Genomic DNA, 17,402 nt, shown 5'->3' on the forward strand with positions numbered 1-17,402 from the left:
TCTTCTCCCGTATCACTTTGGTGTAGTGCGACCTGGTTCGGCATCCTTTGTACGTTCTCCCGTATCGGGGTCGAACTCTCCTAGATGTTTGCCTTGCCTGTCGTAGAGTTCAACTCTGCCGTTCTCATAATCCCATTCATAAATCCTGCCTTTCTGATCTTTCCAACGACTTCGCTTTTGCCTCCGCCTTGAACGGCCGACATTTTTTTCGCACGTTTAGCCTCCGGAAAGGCCGGCAGTGTTTTGGGAGCTGGATGGTAGCTGTGGTCGCCGCCAACCGGTCGGGCGAACACCACGTACATCGACTTCAATCCCGTGTCGGCCGGGAACACCAGAATACAATCTTCCGTAGTGATGTCTTCCCCGGGAAACCCATCTATCTGGCTGTCAATGTTCTCCGGGATCGGGTGTACCAGGATGGTGCCAAGTTGTTCACCGCTGCTATCGGGATAGATCAGCCGAGGCATCTGCCCCAGTGGCCCACGCTGAGGCGTCCACAGAATTGTGATGCCATTTAGCTTAGCCTCCAGTGCGGTTTTATCGGCGTTCCATGTGGCCTGTACCGTGCGTACCGTGTCGTCGCCTGATGCGGTTGTATGGATTCCATAGACCTGTAATACGCCGTCGGCATCGCGACGAAACTTAAAACGTACTCGAGTCGGTGCGCGGGTCATGCTGCGCAGTTGTTCGTCGGTATGGAGCGTGCCGTCACCCATTTTGGCCGGAAGCATGCCCAATATGAAAACACTGGCAGGCCCACCTGCGCCGCGTATTGCCCAATTCAGACGCTTTTGCAGAATCCCGCCACCGGCGATGCGACCTAGCCCCAAATCGGCGCCGAGAGCCATCGCCACAGCGGTGCTGGCAGACGGAAGGAGCATCGCGCCCGCAACCATCACCGATCCGAAGTTCGAGGCTGGCTCCGGAATAGTGCCCGCTTTAGCGCTAGACCAGTTGGCGGGGATGCAGGATTTGGCAAAGACCTGATCGTCTCGGGGCTTCTCGTGTGGCCATGGATCTTTTGGAGGGATGTATACCGGTTCTGGCGCTGGCGCTGATCTAGCCATGAAGCCACCGCCTGAGCTGGCAAAGCGTTCGTTCACCAGCAGCAGACTGCCATTTCGGACGGCCTCGACAATCTCGCTATCGCTGCTGATGCGGTATCGGCTTTCAAAGATCGCCAGGCCGTAGATGTTGTGGCGACCTCGCATCAGCGCGTCCTCCACCAAGCGGGCAGCAATATCAGGGTTTTCGGTGGGCAGGAGGCCTTTCTCGACATTCCGTATCAAACGCATAACGTTCCCTTTGGTCCATTTCTCGGGGAAGTATTCTGGAGAGCGTGAAGTACGCCGGGCGAAAAATAGTTTTGCTGAGTTTATCCAACCAATTGCCTCAAGCTTCCCAGACTTGTATCGAGTACTCGCTAGCATTTGAAAAAAAAGGTGGCTTATGATCGGGGCCGGGCAAACCGAAGAACCTTGGCGACACCAGTTTAGGCGCTGTGATTGCTCCGCTGGCCTAATTCCAATGGGTGTCAGGGTGGACTTTGAATGTTTATGTTAGGGATATAACACGAATAATTTCGCAGATTCACAGGTTCGGTTTTACTTAAGTATGTGACCCCATGACCATAATGAGCTGCACAGGTTTTGCCGCCCGAATTCGATGGAGTGAGGCAGATGGCCTCTTTGTCGGCCACATTGCTGGTATCAGAGATATCGTTGGATTTCATGGCGAATCGGTGCAGGAGCTCCGAGCTGCTTTTGAAGAGGCCGTCGCTGATTATGTGAAAACTTGCGCCAAGCTCGAGCGGGCGAGCAAAGCCCGTGTGACAGCACAAATAAAAAAGCCCCAGACCTTTCAGTCTGAGGCTTTCTCGCTTCTACAATATGGTGCACCAGGCGGGATTCGAACCCACGACCCCTGCCTTCGGAGGGCAGTACTCTATCCAGCTGAGCTACTGGTGCAAGCGGGCGCCATGATACTCATATGCACTGCAGGCGTCCATGCCGCTGAATCGACAACGCTTTCTCAAAGCGTAACCTGTGTTGGCTACGCTGATCTGAAAATTTGGGCAAATGCGCCGTTTTCGTTCTTTTTTTCGAACAGCCTATTGTCCTTTACCCCCTTTGATCCTAGGATTCGTTTGAGATTTCAAACGCTCTTGTCTGGGTGCTGAACCGCGCGAGTTCATTCCGTGCGCTATTTATGTGCTTCAGCCCGGTGAATGATTTCCCTGACGGCAGCCTAAGAGGCGCCTTTCTACAATCATAATTTGCTCCGCGCGTGCCGCGGTGCTGTTAAGGAAAGCCGACATGCAGCTTAAAGACACCCAGTTGTTCCGCCAGCAAGCCTTTATCGATGGCGCTTGGGTTGATGCGGACAATGGTCAGACGATCAAGGTCAACAACCCGGCAACGGGCGAAATTCTGGGCACCGTGCCGAAAATGGGCGCTGCCGAAACCCGCCGTGCGATCGAAGCCGCGGACAAAGCGCTGCCGGCCTGGCGTGCACTGACCGCCAAGGATCGCGCGAACAAGCTGCGTCGCTGGTTCGAGCTGATCATCGAGAACCAGGACGACCTCGCGCGTCTGATGACGATGGAGCAGGGCAAGCCATTGGCCGAAGCCAAGGGCGAAATCGTTTACGCTGCGTCCTTCATCGAGTGGTTTGCCGAAGAAGCCAAGCGCGTTTACGGCGACGTGATCCCCGGCCACCAGCCAGACAAGCGTCTGATCGTGATCAAGCAACCCATCGGCGTGACCGCAGCGATCACCCCGTGGAACTTCCCGGCCGCAATGATCACCCGTAAAGCCGGCCCAGCTTTGGCGGCGGGTTGCACCATGGTGCTCAAGCCTGCGTCGCAAACCCCGTTTTCCGCATTTGCACTGGCTGAACTGGCGCAGCGTGCCGGCATTCCCGACGGCGTGTTCAGCGTGGTTTCGGGCAGCGCCGGCGACATCGGCAGCGAGCTGACCAGCAACCCGATCGTGCGTAAATTGTCCTTCACTGGCTCAACCGAAATCGGCCGTCAGCTGATGGCTGAATGTGCCAAGGACATCAAGAAAGTGTCGCTGGAACTGGGCGGCAACGCGCCATTCATCGTGTTCGACGATGCGGACCTGGATAAGGCCGTCGAAGGCGCGATCATTTCCAAATACCGCAACAACGGCCAGACCTGCGTCTGCGCCAACCGTTTGTACATTCAGGATTCAGTCTACGACGCGTTCGCCGAGAAGCTGAAAGTGGCGGTGGCCAAGCTCAAGATCGGCAACGGTCTGGAAGACGGCACCACTACCGGTCCGCTGATCGATGAAAAAGCCGTGGCCAAGGTTCAAGAGCACATCGCTGATGCCGTCAGCAAAGGTGCAACCGTGCTGTCCGGCGGCAAGTCCATCGAAGGTAATTTCTTCGAGCCGACCATCCTGACCAACGTGCCGAACAACGCAGCCGTAGCCAAGGAAGAAACTTTCGGTCCATTGGCTCCGCTGTTCCGATTCAAAGATGAAGCCGAAGTGATCGCGATGTCGAACGACACCGAGTTCGGTCTGGCTTCGTACTTCTATGCGCGTGACCTGGGCCGTGTGTTCCGTGTGGCGGAAGCTCTGGAATACGGTATGGTCGGCGTCAACACCGGGTTGATCTCCAACGAAGTTGCGCCGTTCGGCGGCATCAAGGCGTCGGGCCTGGGCCGTGAAGGCTCCAAGTACGGCATTGAAGATTACCTGGAAATCAAATACCTCTGCCTGGGCATCTAAGCCCGGAAGACGGGTACTGCAATAAGCGGAAAGGGCACGAGAGCGCTGACCCTTTCTGCGTTTCATCCGGAATTTTCTCTGTGGCCGGGAACGCTGTAGCAGTCGATCATCGCATGCTGCTGCAGTGGCCTCCCCGCCCATTTTCCTTGAATCACGCCGCCCGATGAGCGGCGAATGAGGACTGTATGAGCAAGACTAACGCTTCCCTGATGAAACGCCGCGAAGCCGCTGTACCGCGCGGTGTTGGCCAGATTCACCCGATTTTCGCCGAGTCCGCCAAGAACGCCACCGTGACCGACGTTGAAGGTCGCGAGTTCATCGACTTCGCTGGCGGTATCGCTGTGCTGAACACCGGCCACGTGCACCCGAAAATCATCGCCGCCGTGACCGAGCAACTGAACAAGCTGACTCACACCTGCTTCCAGGTGCTGGCGTACGAACCGTACGTAGAGCTGTGCGAAAAAATCAACGCCAAGGTTCCGGGTGATTTCGACAAAAAAACCCTGCTGGTTACCACGGGTTCCGAAGCCGTCGAAAATGCCGTGAAGATCGCCCGTGCCGCCACTGGCCGTGCTGGTGTGATCGCGTTCACCGGCGCTTACCATGGCCGCACCATGATGACCCTGGGCCTGACCGGCAAAGTCGTGCCTTATTCGGCCGGCATGGGCCTGATGCCGGGCGGCGTGTTCCGCGCGCTGTACCCGAATGAACTGCACGGTGTGAGCATCGACGATTCGATCGCCAGCATCGAACGCATTTTCAAGAATGACGCCGAGCCGCGTGACATCGCTGCCATCATCATCGAGCCGGTGCAAGGCGAAGGCGGCTTCTACGTCGCGCCTAAAGAGTTCATGAAGCGTCTGCGTGCGCTGTGCGACCAGCACGGCATTCTGCTGATCGCTGACGAAGTGCAGACTGGCGCTGGCCGTACCGGCACTTTCTTCGCCATGGAGCAGATGGGCGTTTGCGCCGACCTGACCACTTTCGCCAAATCCATTGCTGGCGGCTTCCCGCTCGCCGGTGTGTGCGGCAAGGCCGAGTACATGGATGCGATCGCTCCGGGCGGCCTGGGCGGCACCTACGCCGGCAGCCCGATCGCTTGCGCGGCGGCGCTGGCCGTGATGGAAGTGTTCGAGGAAGAACACCTGCTGGACCGCTGCAAGGCAGTCGGCGAGCGTCTGGTCACTGGCCTCAAGGCCATCCAGTCCAAGTACCCGGTGATCGGCGAAGTGCGTGCCCTGGGCGCGATGATTGCCGTCGAGCTGTTCGTCGACGGCGACAGCCACAAGCCGAACGCTGCTGCTGTGGCATCTGTGGTGGCCAAGGCGCGCGACAAGGGCCTGATCCTGCTGTCCTGCGGCACTTACGGCAACGTTCTGCGCGTCCTGGTGCCGCTGACGTCGCCGGACGAGCAACTGGACAAAGGTCTGGCGATCATCGAAGAGTGCTTCTGCGAGCTGTGATTGATTGCCTCGGTGAATGTGTGAACTGATCGACAAATAAACCCGCTTCGGCGGGTTTTTTTGTATCCCGCAAATACTCGTGCTGTTTTGAGTGGCCAGCTTTGACTAAGGTGCAGACATCGAGAGGGAGCCTGTTGCATGACTGCCGTCGTTTTGCCTGCTATACCCAGGGTATTGATTGCCGAGGCCGACCCCTGGTCGCGCGACCTGCTCAAACAAGTGTTGCTCAGTGTGCGCTGTGATGTGCGCCTGGACGTGTGCGCCGATGGCCACGAAGCGATGGCGCTCTTGGCGGAAAGTCCGTACGACCTGGTCATCGTCGATTGGGAATTGCCGGGCGTGGACGGCTTGCATGTTCTGCGCAATGTTCGTCAGCGTAAACGCAATCCGCCGCTGCCCTTCATTTTGATGAGCAACCGCAACGACAGCGCCAGCGTGCGTGAAGCCTTGCCGCTGGCGCCCACGGCGTATCTGACCAGACCATTGAACATGGAGAATCTGACCCAGCGTCTGCAAGGTTTGCTGCTCAACGCCGGGGAAGAGGTTTGCTGTGAAGTGCCCGTGCTGGCGCCGGGCATGACGCTGTCGGTTTATCTTGAGCGCCGCCGCGAACTGGCCGACGGCGCCCCACTGATGACGGACGTGCAGCGGGCGGTCGAGCGCAGCCTCAATCCCGGTGGTCTCGACCTGACCAGGCTGCATGACGAGACCCGTTCCGATCCGCAGATCACCGCGGTACTGGTGGCCGCCGCCAATAGCGCGGCGCAGCACCATGGGACGGCAGTTCAAACCTTGTCTCAAGCGTTGCATCGTTTGGGTGCCGGGCAGAGCATGAACCTGATTGTGGGGTTGGCGCTCAGGCGCAGTGCGCGTCTGAGCGATCCTTACCTGGCGGATTACGCCGAGCGTTACTGGGCGTTGTCGCTGCACACTGCCGAATATGCGCGGAGGTTGGCGCGTTTGCTGGACCTCGATCAGGATCGTTGTTATTGCGCAGGCCTGCTGCACCGACTGGGCGATCTGGCCTTGCTGCGCTGTTTGCAGGAATGGAAGCAGGCCGGCGGGGAGCTGGATGACCGGGAGGATGTCGGCAATGCGCTGGCCGATTTCGGCGCGGGTTACGGCTCGGCGTTGCGCACGCGCTGGCGATTGCCTCTGGAGTTACGAGAGCTGATTGCAGCGGCGTATCAGCTCGGCGGCGGGGTTTATTCGCGCGAGGCGCTGGTGATGAGCATGGCTGCGCAGCTGGCACTTCTGACCGAGCAGGAAGGTATCGAGGAGCTTGCCAGAAGCCGCACGGCTCGGTTGCTGAAAATAGGTCTGCCGGAGTTGATGCGATTACGTAAAAAATAAGAAGTCGTTTGCTCCCACAGGAGTCCTGTGTTCGCCCATCAGGCAGCGATAATCCGGTTTTTGCCCTGACGCTTGGCCTCATACATCGCCGCATCCGCCCGGGCAAACAAGGCTTCAACGCTTTCATCCTCGGCGGTCATGCTGGTCAAACCCTGGCTAACGGTGATGCCGAATGGCTCGCCGTCATGGCTGAAGCTCAATCGCTGGATTTCCTTTTGCAGACGCTCTGCCACCTGCATCGCCATATCCGGTGCGCAGCCTGGAAAAACCGCCGCAAACTCTTCACCCCCGATGCGTCCGAACACATCGCCACGGCGCAACGTCTCACGACCCGTTTCCGCAATCCGCTGCAACACGGTGTCACCCTCGGGGTGGCCATAGGTGTCGTTGATCTTTTTGAAATCATCAATGTCCAGCAACAAAAAGGCGAGGGGCGTGCCGTGCTGGCGTGCATGGTCGAATTCGCGGTGGGCGCAGTCGAAAAAATGCCGGCGATTGCTGCTTTGGGTCAGGACATCAGTGGTGGCCAGGCGATGCAACTCGGATTCCATGTGCTTCTTTTCGGTGATGTCTTCGGCAATGCCGACAATGATCACCGGTTTGCCTGGCTCTGCCTGCCGGTTGATGAAGCACTTGTCGCTAAGCCAACGCACTTGTCCGTCGGCGGTGATAATGCGGTATTCGCGGTCTTCGACGGCACCTTTGTCCAGCACTTCGGCAAGACTGCGCTCGGCGTAATCGAGATCATCGGGGTGAATACTGTCACGCCACTGGTTGTAGTCCGAGAGCAACTGACCAGCAGAATGACCGAAAATACGCTCATAGGCGGGGCTGACGTAGAGAACCTGGCGGGTTTCCCAGTTGAATGCCCAAAGCACCGCGTTGACGCTCACCAGCAGGGAGCTGAAGAGCTGTTCACGTTCGCTGAGGCGAGCCACCTCTCCTTGAGCGTGCATCAGCGCCATCAAGGTTTGTGCGGCTTCGGGCCACTGGGGTAAAGATGAGTCTTGCAGGTTCTTGTTGACCATCGACACAAATCTCATGGGATGTGCCGCTCATTCGACAGCGGCTACAGTTAAGCCCGCCGTGGTGGCGAAGTGTCTTTGAGATAGGAGATTTGTAACGAAGTTCCGGAGCGAGGCGCCCCATGCGGGGCGCACCGATCAACGGCGTCAGACTGTAGCTGGGCGCAGTGAGTAGGTTTTCAACTGGTCGGCGAAGTCACGCAGGGATTGAATGCCGCTGGCTTCGGCCTCCTGGATCCAGTCCTTGATGGCGGCGAGCATATCGTGCCCGTTGGTGCTGGTTTTGAGCCAGATCTGCTGCAGGGCCAGGCGTTTCTCATAAATGACTTTCAGCGCGTGACTGTGCTCCAGCATGGTCTGGATGCGCACGTGATGCTTGTCATCCAGCAGGCTGGTTTCACGCGAGAGCAGGCGTTTGGCCCGGTGAAACTGGTGACGGACCGAGTGATCGACCTTTTCCAGTTCCTGTTTGACCAGCGGCGCGATAACCAGCTTGCGGTACTGAGCCATGATCTGAAAACGGTTGTTGAGGATCGCCATGGCAGTGTCCATGTCCAGGCTGCCTTTACCCTCCACCCGATGGGCGATAGGCGCAACCCGCTGCACCTTGGCCAGGCGCAGAAAGCTGAAGACCTGGATCCACGCCCAACCGAGGTCGAACTCCCATTTTTTTACCGACAGTTTTGCCGAGTTGGGATAGGTGTGATGGTTGTTATGCAGTTCTTCGCCACCGATCAGGATGCCCCAGGGCACCAGATTGGTCGCCGCATCCCGGCATTCGAAATTGCGGTAGCCGATAGCATGGCCCAGGCCATTGACCACGCCGGCCGCCCAGACCGGGATCCACATCATCTGAATGGCCCAGATGGTGATGCCGATGGTGCCAAACAGCAGCAGATCGATGACGCCCATGATTGCGATGCCGAGCAGCGGAAAACGACTGTAGAGGTTGCGCTCGATCCAGTCTTCCGGGCAGTTCTTGCCGTAGATGCGCAGGGTCTCCGGGTTCTCTGCCTCGGAGCGATAAAGCTCGGCACCCTTGCGCAGGACCGTGGACAAACCTTTGATGACCGGGCTGTGCGGGTCATCGACGGTTTCGCATTTGGCGTGATGCTTGCGGTGGATAGCGGTCCACTCGCGGGTGTTCTGCGCCGTGGTCAACCACAGCCAGAAGCGAAAAAAATGTTTCAGGCCGCCATGTAGCTCAAGCGAGCGATGGGCTGAATAGCGATGCAGATAAACCGTGACGCCGATAATCGTGACGTGGGTCATCAGTAAGGTGACTGCCACCAGTGACCAGGGCGACAAACCGAGAAAACCTTCGTACCACATAGGCTAATGGGCCCTCAAAAAGTGAAGAATAGCCGGTGCATTATCTCTGAGACCACAGATAAAACCAGTCGCCCTTTCAGATAAGAGTGGCTGAATGTTTCTTTGCTCTATAATTCCGCTTTGTTTGTAGGGACATGGAATGCCGTATGTCTGCCTTTAATCGCGATGCTTTGCGAGCAATACTGCTTTATTTGTTGATTTCCATCATTTGGCTGCAAGTCAGTAGCTATTTAATGAACAGTTTCTTCGATAGCTCACGCGGGCTGCTGCAGTGGGAACTGATCAACGGTTATGCCTGGGTGGTGCTCACCGCCGGGCTTGTCTTTTTCGCACCAGCGCGTTTTTTTCGTTTTTTCAGAGTCGATGCCAGAGTGCCCGAACGGTCCGACGACCGCGCGCGTTTGCGCCAGGCCGCTGCCGTGTTCGATTGCACGCGCGAAGGGGTGCTGGTCACCGACAAAACTGGCGTGATCGTTCACGTAAACCGCGCTTTTATCGAGATTACCGGTTATCAAAGTGACGAGGTTCTGGGCCGCAATCCCAGTCTGTTCAAATCCGGCCATCACCCACCAGCGTTTTATGAGTCATTGTTCAAGAGGCTGGGGAGTTGCGGCGAATGGAGCGGGGAAATCTGGAATCGCCGCAAGAGCGGCGAAATTTACCCGCAGTGGCAGACTATCCGCCTGGTTCATGATGACGAGGGGGATGTCAGCCATTACGTCGCCGTGTTCTCCGACATCAGCGCGATCAAGGATTCCGAGCATGAACTCAAGCATCTGGCCCACCACGATCCGCTGACCGATCTGCCCAACCGTTTGTTATTTACCGATCGCGCCCAGCAGGCGTTGGCTTTGGCGCAACTGCACAAGCGCAGCTGCGCATTGTTGCTGGTCGATCTGGATCATTTCCAAATGATCAACGACAGTCTCGGGCATACCATTGGCGACCAGTTGCTCAAGGCGGTGGCCGAGCGCCTGTCTGCACTGTTCGCCCCTGGCATAACGGTGGCGCGCCTGAGTGGTGACGAGTTTGCGGTGCTGGCCGAGAGTTGTCAGCAGCTCGCACACGCCGCCGCGCTGGCCCAGCGGATCCTCGATGCGCTCAAGCAGCCATTTGAAATGGGTGGGCATGCACTGTTCATTAACGCCAGCATTGGTATCAGCCTGTTTCCCGGTGATGCGTTGAACGCCGAACATCTGCTGCGCAACGCTGATTCCGCCCTGTTCAAGACGAAAAGCACGGGGCGCAACGGCTATGCGCTTTACACCGAGGAATTGACCGCTCATGCGCAGCAGCGGGTGGAGACGGCGTTCGAATTGCACCGTGCGCTGGAGCAGGATGAATTGCGCGTGTATTTCCAGCCGGTTCATGACTTGCGGAGCCGCCGCCTTATTGGTGTGGAGGCGTTGGTGCGCTGGGAGCATCCGCAACGCGGACTGGTGTCGCCGGCAGAATTCATCCCCATTGCCGAACGTACCGGGCTGATCGCCGAGATCGATGCCTGGGTGATGCGCCAGGCCTGTCAGCAGATGTGCCGATGGCAGCAGGCGGGGGTGGTGTTGTCGTTTGTCGCGGTGAATGTTTCATCGCGCCTGTTCGCCCGCCGGGAGCTGTATCGGCAAGTGGCGCAGGTGCTGCACGAAACCGGGCTGGAGCCGGCGTTCCTGGAGCTGGAGGTGACCGAAAGTGCGCTGATGGATGACCCGGAAGTTGCACTGGAGCAGATGCACCGATTGCGCGAATTGGGGGTGCGGCTGGCCATTGATGATTTCGGCACGGGTTATTCGTCGTTGCTTCGACTCAAGCGCCTGCCGGTGCAGAAGCTCAAGATCGATCAGGGATTCGTGGCCGGGTTGCCGTGGGATGAGGACGATGCGGCGATTGTGCGGGTGATCATAGCGTTGGCGCAGAGCATGGGCATGCAAGTGCATGCCGAGGGAATCGAGCAGGCCGACCAGGCCGCTTTTCTGCTTGAGCAGGGTTGCGAATTGGCTCAGGGCTACTGGTTTGGCCGCCCGGTGCCGGCTGAGCAGCTGGATTTTGGCTGAGCGCAACTTCTGCCGTTGTGGCGAGGGGGGTTGTCGACATGCCGCACCGCCCCGCTCGCATGCGCAGCAGGCGCAACAAAATGTGGGGCCGCTGCGCGACCCAACGGGGACAAGTCCCCTCGCCACAGGGGATTTGGGTATCCAGGGTAATCGTCTTCCAGCACAACTCACAGGGATTTGGTGGTTTAGGGAAACCATCGTCCAGCACAACTCACAGGGGATTTGGGTGATCAGGGACGCCGGCTCCCTGAACAACCTTTGCGCCCCTGAATTTAGGTTATATAAACATTCTTAAATAGTCTTTTTAAGAATATCCGCGCTTATCTATATTGCTCTCACGCCGCAGGCAGTGCCGCCCACTGCCAGGCAACCTCTCAGTCGAAGGAGCAGCAACATGAGCGCATCCCTGCGTAGCGTTGACGGTCAAGACGAAGCCACCATTTTGCGTGAAATCCAGAGTGCCCTGCGCGACCTGCGCTTTGGCGCTGTGGAAATCACTGTGCATAACGCTCAAGTGGTGCAGATCGAACGCAAAGAAAAATTCCGTCTGCAAAACCCGAGCAACAAGCCGGGCTGAGACTTCCGGCGACCTGCTTCCAGCCACTATAAAAAAGCCAACACACCCAGAATTTCAGGAGCTTTCACCATGTCGTCGATTCGTCATTTCGCTTTGGCCGCGTTGGCCAGTGCCCTTTTTGCGGGTTCTGCGGTTGCCAAGGATTACGAGCTGCTTAACGTGTCGTACGACCCGACTCGCGAGCTGTATCAGGAATACAACGCCGAGTTCGTCAATTTCTGGAAGAAAGACCACGCCGGCGACAACGTGAAAATCCAGCAGTCCCATGGTGGTTCAGGCAAGCAGGGCCGTGCGGTCATCGACGGTTTGCGCGCCGACGTGGTGACGCTGGCGTTGGCCGGTGATATCGACGAGATCGCCAAACTGGGCAAGACCCTGCCGGCGGATTGGCAGAAGCGTCTGCCGCAAGCGAGCACGCCGTACACCTCGACCATCGTTTTCCTGGTGCGCAAGGGCAACCCTAAAGGCATCAAGGATTGGGGCGATCTGACCAAGAGCGGCGTGGAAGTGATCACTCCGAATCCGAAAACCTCCGGTGGTGCACGCTGGAATTTCCTCGCGGCCTGGGCCTACGGTCTGAAAGCCAATGGCGGTGACGAAGCCAAGGCCAAAGAATACGTACAGACCTTGTTCAAACACGTTCCGGTACTGGACACCGGCGCGCGCGGTTCGACCATCACCTTCGTCAACAATGGTCAGGGCGACGTGCTGCTGGCGTGGGAGAACGAAGCGTTTCTGGCGCTGAAAGAAGACGGCGGTGCGGACAAGTTCGACATCGTCGTGCCTTCCCTGTCGATTCTCGCCGAGCCACCGGTGGCAGTGGTCGACAAAAACGCCGAAAAGAAAGGCAACGCCGAGATCGCCGAAGCGTACCTCAAGCACCTTTACAGCCCGGCTGGCCAGGAAATCGCCGCGAAAAACTTTTATCGTCCACGGGACAAGGATGTGGCCGCCAAGTATGCCCAGCAGTTCCCGAACCTGGAGCTGGTGACCATCGACAAGGACTTCGGCGGCTGGAAAAACGCTCAACCGAAGTTCTTCAATGACGGTGGCGTGTTCGACCAGATCTATCAGGCGCAGTAATCTGCATTAGCCATCAACGAGCCCCAAACTGACCGTTGGGGCTTTGCGCGTTCTCAACCAGGGACTTTTATGTCGCGTCGTATCTCCCCCGTCATACCCGGCTTCGGGCTGACGCTGGGTTACACCTTGGTGTACCTCAGTCTGATTGTGCTCATTCCACTGGCGGCGATGTTCGTGCATGCCGCTCAACTCACCTGGGATCAGTTCTGGACGATCATTTCGGCGCCTCGCGTGCTGGCGGCGTTGAAGCTGAGCTTCGGCACCGCGCTCTGTGCCGCGATCATCAACGGCATCATCGGCACGTTGCTCGCCTGGGTGCTGGTGCGCTACACGTTCCCGGGGCGAAAAATCATCGATGCGATGATCGACCTGCCGTTCGCGTTGCCTACTGCGGTGGCCGGTATCGCCTTGACCGCGCTCTACGCGCCGAACGGCTGGGTGGGTCAGTTCGCGGCCGACCTGGGGTTCAAGATCGCGTATACCCCCCTGGGCATCACGCTGGCGCTGACGTTCGTCACCCTGCCTTTCGTGGTACGTACCGTACAGCCAGTATTGGCCGATATCCCCCGTGAAGTGGAAGAAGCAGCGGCATGCCTGGGGGCGAAACCGTTGCAGGTTTTTCGCCACATTCTGGTTCCCGCCTTGCTGCCTGCCTGGTTGACCGGTTTCGCTTTGGCCTTTGCCCGCGGGGTCGGCGAGTATGGTTCGGTGATTTTCATCGCTGGTAACATGCCGATGAAAACCGAAATTCTGCCGCTGCTCATCATGGTCAAACTGGACCAGTATGATTACACCGGCGCTACCTCCATTGGTGTACTGATGCTGGTGGTTTCTTTCATTCTGTTGCTGCTGATCAACTTGCTGCAGCGGCGCATCGAAACCCCATAAGGAGGCGCACACATGTCCCAATCGTCTATTGCTGCTGCTTCCTCGAACGCTTCACGCCGTGGCAGTGCCTCATCGCGTCGCGTTTTGATCGGCCTTGGCTGGCTGATTTTTGCGCTCTTTTTGCTGTTGCCGCTGGTGATCGTGGTATCCCAGGGTTTGAAGATGGGGATCGGCGCATTTTTCACGGCGATTTTTGAGCCCGATGCACTTTCCGCCTTGAAGCTTACGGTGATCGCCGTCTTGATTTCGGTGCCGCTGAACCTGGTGTTCGGCGTCAGCGCGGCGTGGTGCGTGAGCAAATATTCGTTCCGTGGCAAGAGCATTCTGGTGACTCTGATCGACTTGCCGTTCTCGGTTTCGCCGGTGATCGCCGGTCTGGTTTATGTGCTGATGTTCGGGGCACAAGGCCTGTTCGGGCCGTGGCTGCAGGAACATGACATTCAGATCGTCTTCGCTTTGCCAGGCATCGTGCTGGCGACGATCTTCGTCACCGTACCGTTTGTCGCGCGCGAGTTGATCCCGCTGATGCAGGAGCAGGGCACTCAGGAAGAGGAGGCCGCGCGCCTGCTCGGCGCCAACGGCTGGCAAATGTTCTGGCACGTCACCGTTCCCAATATCAAATGGGGCCTGATCTACGGCGTGGTGCTGTGTACTGCGCGGGCGATGGGTGAGTTCGGTGCGGTGTCGGTGGTTTCCGGGCACATTCGCGGGGTGACCAACACCTTGCCGTTGCACGTCGAGATCCTCTACAACGAATACAACCACGTGGCCGCGTTCGCCGTGGCGAGCCTGTTGCTGATCATGGCGCTCTTCATCCTGCTGCTGAAGCAGTGGAGCGAAAACCGTATTAACCGCCTGCGCGCCAGCGCCGCGGAGGAATAATTCATGTCGATCGAAGTGCGTAACGTCAGCAAGAATTTCAACGCGTTCAAGGCGCTGGACAACATCAGCCTGGACATTCAGAGCGGCGAACTTGTCGCGCTGCTCGGCCCGTCCGGCTGCGGCAAGACCACGTTGTTGCGGATCATCGCCGGTCTGGAAACGCCGGATCAGGGCAGCATCGTTTTTCACGGCGAGGACGTTTCCGGCCACGACGTGCGTGATCGCAACGTCGGTTTCGTGTTCCAGCATTACGCGTTGTTCCGCCACATGACCGTGTTCGACAACGTCGCGTTCGGCCTGCGCATGAAGCCAAAAAACCAGCGACCGAGCGAGAGCCGGATCGCGGAAAAAGTCCATGAACTGCTGAACATGGTGCAGCTGGACTGGCTGTCGGACCGTTACCCCGAGCAACTCTCCGGTGGCCAGCGTCAGCGCATTGCGCTGGCCCGCGCGCTGGCGGTGGAGCCTAAGGTTTTGCTGCTCGATGAGCCTTTTGGTGCGCTCGATGCCAAGGTCCGCAAAGAGCTGCGCCGCTGGTTGGCGCGGCTGCACGAGGACATCAACCTGACCTCGGTGTTCGTGACCCACGACCAGGAAGAAGCCATGGAAGTGGCCGACCGCATCGTGGTGATGAACAAAGGTGTGATCGAGCAGATCGGCTCACCGGGCGACGTTTACGAAAACCCGGCCAGTGATTTCGTTTATCACTTCCTTGGTGACTCCAACCGCCTGCATCTGGGTGAAGACAACCACGTCCTGTTCCGCCCGCACGAAGTGTCGCTGTCGCGTCATGAGCTGGAAGACCATCACGCTGCTGAAGTTCGCGATATTCGTCCGCTGGGCGCGACCACGCGCGTGACGCTGAAGGTCGAAGGGCAGAGCGAGTTGATCGAAGCGGAAGTGGTGAAGGATCACGACAGCCTGACCGGGCTGTCAAAGGGGGAGACGTTGTTCTTCAAGCCGAAGGTCTGGCAGAAAATCGCCAACCTCTAAGATCAAAGGCTTCGCGGGCAAGCCTCGCTCCCACAGGTTTCGGGATTGTTGACAGATTTGTTGTTCAACATCGACCTACTGTGGGAGCGAGGCTTGCCCGCGAAAGCGATCTACGCCGCAGCCCGCTTCGGATTGACCCGCACACCACCCGCCCGCGCCTCGATCTGCTCTTTCAATTCACGCCGCAAGCCCAGCAAAAACGCCAGCTCTGCCACCACGAACAACGGCCCGACGATCAACCCGGTCACATCATCGACAAACGCCGGTTTGCGCCCTTCGTAGTGATGACCGACAAACTGAATCGCCCAGCCGACCACAAACATCCCCAGACCGCTCGCCAGCCACACCAGCGTGCTTTGCTGCGCGAGTACCTGGCCCGCCCAGACGCACAGCCCCAACAATGCGCTCATCAACAGTCCGAGACGCAATTCCAGCCGCAGGTAAAACCACGCCGACGCCAGCGCCACCAGCATGGCTGGAGAAAGCCAGCCTCCCATCCACTGCGGACGCGAAAGCAACACGGCCACAGCCACGACAATCAGCGGAATGCCGACAAAATGCGTGGCAATATTGCGCGGATCGCGGTGGTAAGTGGCGTATTGACTGAGATGGTCGACGAGGCTTTTCATTGTCATTCCTCCTGTAGGGTGATGGATCATGCCCCGGGTGCAGAGGTGGCTCTGTCAGCCAGGCGACAATCTCCAGGAGTTTTTATTTGGGCATGCAGGTTTGGCGTTCGCATTTGATGAGGGGGCAGTGGTTCAGCCATTTGCCTGTTTCGTTACAGGATAGTCTGCTCACGGCCGCGCGGGTGCGGAAGCTGGCGTGCGGGCAGCGATTGTTCAAGCGCGGTGATCCGCCGTGCGGGTTGTACGCCGTACTCGAAGGTTCGGTGCGCATCAAATCCTCAACGAGTTGCAGAGCCAGGGGATCCTGGCGCTCAGGTACGGCGAAATAGAAATCGTCGATGCTGAACGGTTACGGGTGTTGGCGACTCCCTGACCCGGCACCGTTCTGGTCTGGGAAGGGGCCTACGAACCGCGATACGTCGAGAAACCGTAAGGGCTCAACAGCAGCGGAATGTGATAGTGCTGATCCGTCTGCTTCACCTCAAAAATCACCGGGATTTGCGGAAAGAACGTCTCGTGTTCGGTCTTCTTGAAATACTCGCCCGTCTTGAACACCACGCGATATTCCCCCGCTTCAAAGGGCTGTTTGGCCGGGAACAATTCGGCAATGCGCCCCTGTTCGTTGGTAGTGCCTTCGGCCAGCGGCTGCCAGTTCTGGCCGACGTGTTTTTCCAGGGTCACGTTGATGCCCGGTGAGGGCAGCCCGTTTTCCAGATTGAGCACGTGCACGCTCAGCGGGTTGCCGGCGGCGAGGGCCAGCGTTGACAGGCTGCTCAGGCCAATAGCGGCCAGGGTCATGCGCAGGGTATTCATGGTGCAGTCCTCAGAGGGGTTTTTTGATCGACAGGCCGACAGTGTCAGCCGCTTTGATGGCGCAATTTTCGTCCTGCTCGGCACCGCCCGAACCGGCTACGCCGAGTGCGCCGACCAGTTCATCGCCGGCAAACAACGGCACGCCGCCGCCCAGTAACAGCAGTTCGCCGAGGGTGTTGAGGTTGGCAGCCTCCGCGTTGCTGCGCGCCCGCTCGGCGAACAAACGGGTTGGGGTTTTCGTCGACAGCGCGGTGTAGGCTTTGCGCTGACTGGCGGCGGTGTTGTGCGAGCCGATGCCGTCGGCGCGCAGGGTTACCAGCAGATGGCCGCCGCGATCGAGCACCGAGACGGTGCCGGTGCAATGAGCCAGCGTGGCGTCGGCCAGCGACCTGGCGGTGCGCAGGTCGAGGTCGGCGTGGCGAGGCAATTGGGGTGCGGCAAAAGCGCTACCGACCAGGCCGAGTGCAAGGCTTGTGACGAGGGTTTTGAACAGCATGGCCAAGCTCCGTTAGTCGAGGTCGCCACCTTACGCAGCCCTTCCCGTCAGAACCTCGTCGG

Annotated in this window: 15 protein-coding genes, 1 tRNA gene and 2 pseudogenes; 10 read left to right on the top strand and 8 right to left on the bottom strand. The window is 58.4% G+C overall.

Going from position 1 to position 17,402, the window contains the following annotated elements:
* Positions 1 to 12: 12 nt before the first annotated feature.
* From ACYZT1_RS01590 to ACYZT1_RS01600, 3 genes and pseudogenes are all read right to left on the bottom strand, one after another.
* Positions 13 to 117: pseudogene (locus ACYZT1_RS01590) on the bottom strand (colicin E3/pyocin S6 family cytotoxin); the annotation flags it as partial.
* The gene (locus tag ACYZT1_RS01595; protein ID WP_462017359.1) at positions 81 to 1,295 is read right to left on the bottom strand and encodes an S-type pyocin domain-containing protein; all 1,215 of its coding nucleotides are present in this window, start codon (positions 1,293 to 1,295) and stop codon (positions 81 to 83) included. The pseudogene ACYZT1_RS01590 and the gene ACYZT1_RS01595, both read right to left, overlap by 37 nt.
* Before the next feature lie 595 nt (positions 1,296 to 1,890).
* Positions 1,891 to 1,967, bottom strand: a tRNA-Arg gene (locus ACYZT1_RS01600).
* A 348-nt stretch (positions 1,968 to 2,315) separates the two neighbouring features.
* Between ACYZT1_RS01600 and gabD the strand changes: the two genes are divergently transcribed.
* The 3 genes from gabD (at position 2,316) to ACYZT1_RS01615 (ending at position 6,574) form a co-directional block, all read left to right on the top strand.
* The gene (gabD, locus tag ACYZT1_RS01605) at positions 2,316 to 3,758 is read left to right on the top strand and encodes an NADP-dependent succinate-semialdehyde dehydrogenase (RefSeq protein ID WP_462017360.1); all 1,443 of its coding nucleotides are present in this window, start codon (positions 2,316 to 2,318) and stop codon (positions 3,756 to 3,758) included.
* A 185-nt stretch (positions 3,759 to 3,943) separates the two neighbouring features.
* Complete coding sequence (gene gabT, locus ACYZT1_RS01610; RefSeq protein WP_462017361.1) at positions 3,944 to 5,221, top strand: 4-aminobutyrate--2-oxoglutarate transaminase; 1,278 nt, start codon at positions 3,944 to 3,946, stop codon at positions 5,219 to 5,221.
* Between the two features lie 138 nt (positions 5,222 to 5,359).
* Positions 5,360 to 6,574: an HDOD domain-containing protein gene (locus tag ACYZT1_RS01615; RefSeq protein WP_462017362.1), complete on the top strand. Its 1,215-nt coding sequence runs from the start codon at positions 5,360 to 5,362 to the stop codon at positions 6,572 to 6,574.
* A 38-nt stretch (positions 6,575 to 6,612) separates the two neighbouring features.
* On the opposite strand, the gene ACYZT1_RS01620 is transcribed toward ACYZT1_RS01615, so the two are convergent.
* Complete coding sequence (locus ACYZT1_RS01620) at positions 6,613 to 7,602, bottom strand: sensor domain-containing diguanylate cyclase (protein ID WP_462019169.1); 990 nt, start codon at positions 7,600 to 7,602, stop codon at positions 6,613 to 6,615.
* A 144-nt stretch (positions 7,603 to 7,746) separates the two neighbouring features.
* Positions 7,747 to 8,931, bottom strand: coding sequence for a delta-9 fatty acid desaturase DesA (gene desA / locus ACYZT1_RS01625; protein WP_462017363.1), 1,185 nt, complete (start codon positions 8,929 to 8,931; stop codon positions 7,747 to 7,749).
* A 146-nt stretch (positions 8,932 to 9,077) separates the two neighbouring features.
* Here desA and dibA point away from each other — a divergent pair, with 146 nt between their 5' ends.
* The 6 genes from dibA to ACYZT1_RS01655 all read left to right on the top strand — a co-directional run bounded on the left by dibA (position 9,078) and on the right by ACYZT1_RS01655 (position 15,402).
* Positions 9,078 to 10,979 (top strand): phosphodiesterase DibA, encoded by a 1,902-nt coding sequence (gene dibA / locus ACYZT1_RS01630; protein ID WP_462017364.1) that lies wholly within the window; start codon positions 9,078 to 9,080, stop codon positions 10,977 to 10,979.
* Between the two features lie 394 nt (positions 10,980 to 11,373).
* Positions 11,374 to 11,556, top strand: a complete 183-nt coding sequence (oscA, locus tag ACYZT1_RS01635; RefSeq protein ID WP_462017365.1) for a sulfur starvation response protein OscA — start codon at positions 11,374 to 11,376, stop codon at positions 11,554 to 11,556.
* Between the two features lie 69 nt (positions 11,557 to 11,625).
* On the top strand, positions 11,626 to 12,639 hold the full coding sequence (locus ACYZT1_RS01640) for a sulfate ABC transporter substrate-binding protein (protein WP_462017366.1): 1,014 nt from the start codon (positions 11,626 to 11,628) through the stop codon (positions 12,637 to 12,639).
* Between the two features lie 69 nt (positions 12,640 to 12,708).
* Entirely contained in the window at positions 12,709 to 13,527 is an 819-nt protein-coding gene (cysT, locus tag ACYZT1_RS01645) for a sulfate ABC transporter permease subunit CysT (protein WP_462017367.1), read from the top strand.
* A gap of 12 nt (positions 13,528 to 13,539) precedes the next feature.
* On the top strand, positions 13,540 to 14,409 hold the full coding sequence (cysW, locus tag ACYZT1_RS01650; RefSeq protein ID WP_462017368.1) for a sulfate ABC transporter permease subunit CysW: 870 nt from the start codon (positions 13,540 to 13,542) through the stop codon (positions 14,407 to 14,409).
* A 3-nt stretch (positions 14,410 to 14,412) separates the two neighbouring features.
* On the top strand, positions 14,413 to 15,402 hold the full coding sequence (locus ACYZT1_RS01655; RefSeq protein WP_462017369.1) for a sulfate/molybdate ABC transporter ATP-binding protein: 990 nt from the start codon (positions 14,413 to 14,415) through the stop codon (positions 15,400 to 15,402).
* A gap of 110 nt (positions 15,403 to 15,512) precedes the next feature.
* On the opposite strand, the gene ACYZT1_RS01660 is transcribed toward ACYZT1_RS01655, so the two are convergent.
* Positions 15,513 to 16,031 (bottom strand): Mpo1 family 2-hydroxy fatty acid dioxygenase, encoded by a 519-nt coding sequence (locus ACYZT1_RS01660; RefSeq protein WP_462017370.1) that lies wholly within the window; start codon positions 16,029 to 16,031, stop codon positions 15,513 to 15,515.
* An 86-nt stretch (positions 16,032 to 16,117) separates the two neighbouring features.
* Here ACYZT1_RS01660 and ACYZT1_RS01665 point away from each other — a divergent pair.
* A pseudogene (locus ACYZT1_RS01665) lies at positions 16,118 to 16,303 on the top strand (cyclic nucleotide-binding domain-containing protein); the annotation flags it as partial.
* Positions 16,304 to 16,433: 130 nt separating this feature from the next.
* Here ACYZT1_RS01665 and uraH read toward each other — a convergent pair.
* Complete coding sequence (uraH, locus tag ACYZT1_RS01670; RefSeq protein WP_462017371.1) at positions 16,434 to 16,844, bottom strand: hydroxyisourate hydrolase; 411 nt, start codon at positions 16,842 to 16,844, stop codon at positions 16,434 to 16,436.
* A gap of 10 nt (positions 16,845 to 16,854) precedes the next feature.
* Entirely contained in the window at positions 16,855 to 17,340 is a 486-nt protein-coding gene (locus ACYZT1_RS01675; RefSeq protein ID WP_462017372.1) for a GlcG/HbpS family heme-binding protein, read from the bottom strand.
* Positions 17,341 to 17,402: the final 62 nt, after the last annotated feature.

The sequence above is a fragment of the Pseudomonas sp. PB3P13 genome (genome assembly GCF_054897735.1).

Excerpts from the sequence above, each read along its gene's own strand:
- ACYZT1_RS01660 (WP_462017370.1), bottom strand. The coding sequence starts at position 16,031 with ATGAAAAGCCTCGTCGACCATCTCAGTCAATACGCCACTTACCACCGC.
- oscA (WP_462017365.1), top strand. The coding sequence starts at position 11,374 with ATGAGCGCATCCCTGCGTAGCGTTGACGGTCAAGACGAAGCCACCATT.
- cysT (WP_462017367.1), top strand. The coding sequence starts at position 12,709 with ATGTCGCGTCGTATCTCCCCCGTCATACCCGGCTTCGGGCTGACGCTG.
- gabD (WP_462017360.1), top strand. The coding sequence starts at position 2,316 with ATGCAGCTTAAAGACACCCAGTTGTTCCGCCAGCAAGCCTTTATCGAT.
- dibA (WP_462017364.1), top strand. The coding sequence starts at position 9,078 with ATGTCTGCCTTTAATCGCGATGCTTTGCGAGCAATACTGCTTTATTTG.
- uraH (WP_462017371.1), bottom strand. The coding sequence starts at position 16,844 with ATGAATACCCTGCGCATGACCCTGGCCGCTATTGGCCTGAGCAGCCTG.
- cysW (WP_462017368.1), top strand. The coding sequence starts at position 13,540 with ATGTCCCAATCGTCTATTGCTGCTGCTTCCTCGAACGCTTCACGCCGT.
- desA (WP_462017363.1), bottom strand. The coding sequence starts at position 8,931 with ATGTGGTACGAAGGTTTTCTCGGTTTGTCGCCCTGGTCACTGGTGGCA.
- ACYZT1_RS01655 (WP_462017369.1), top strand. The coding sequence starts at position 14,413 with ATGTCGATCGAAGTGCGTAACGTCAGCAAGAATTTCAACGCGTTCAAG.
- ACYZT1_RS01675 (WP_462017372.1), bottom strand. The coding sequence starts at position 17,340 with ATGCTGTTCAAAACCCTCGTCACAAGCCTTGCACTCGGCCTGGTCGGT.
- ACYZT1_RS01620 (WP_462019169.1), bottom strand. The coding sequence starts at position 7,602 with ATGGTCAACAAGAACCTGCAAGACTCATCTTTACCCCAGTGGCCCGAA.
- ACYZT1_RS01640 (WP_462017366.1), top strand. The coding sequence starts at position 11,626 with ATGTCGTCGATTCGTCATTTCGCTTTGGCCGCGTTGGCCAGTGCCCTT.
- ACYZT1_RS01595 (WP_462017359.1), bottom strand. The coding sequence starts at position 1,295 with ATGCGTTTGATACGGAATGTCGAGAAAGGCCTCCTGCCCACCGAAAAC.
- ACYZT1_RS01615 (WP_462017362.1), top strand. The coding sequence starts at position 5,360 with ATGACTGCCGTCGTTTTGCCTGCTATACCCAGGGTATTGATTGCCGAG.
- gabT (WP_462017361.1), top strand. The coding sequence starts at position 3,944 with ATGAGCAAGACTAACGCTTCCCTGATGAAACGCCGCGAAGCCGCTGTA.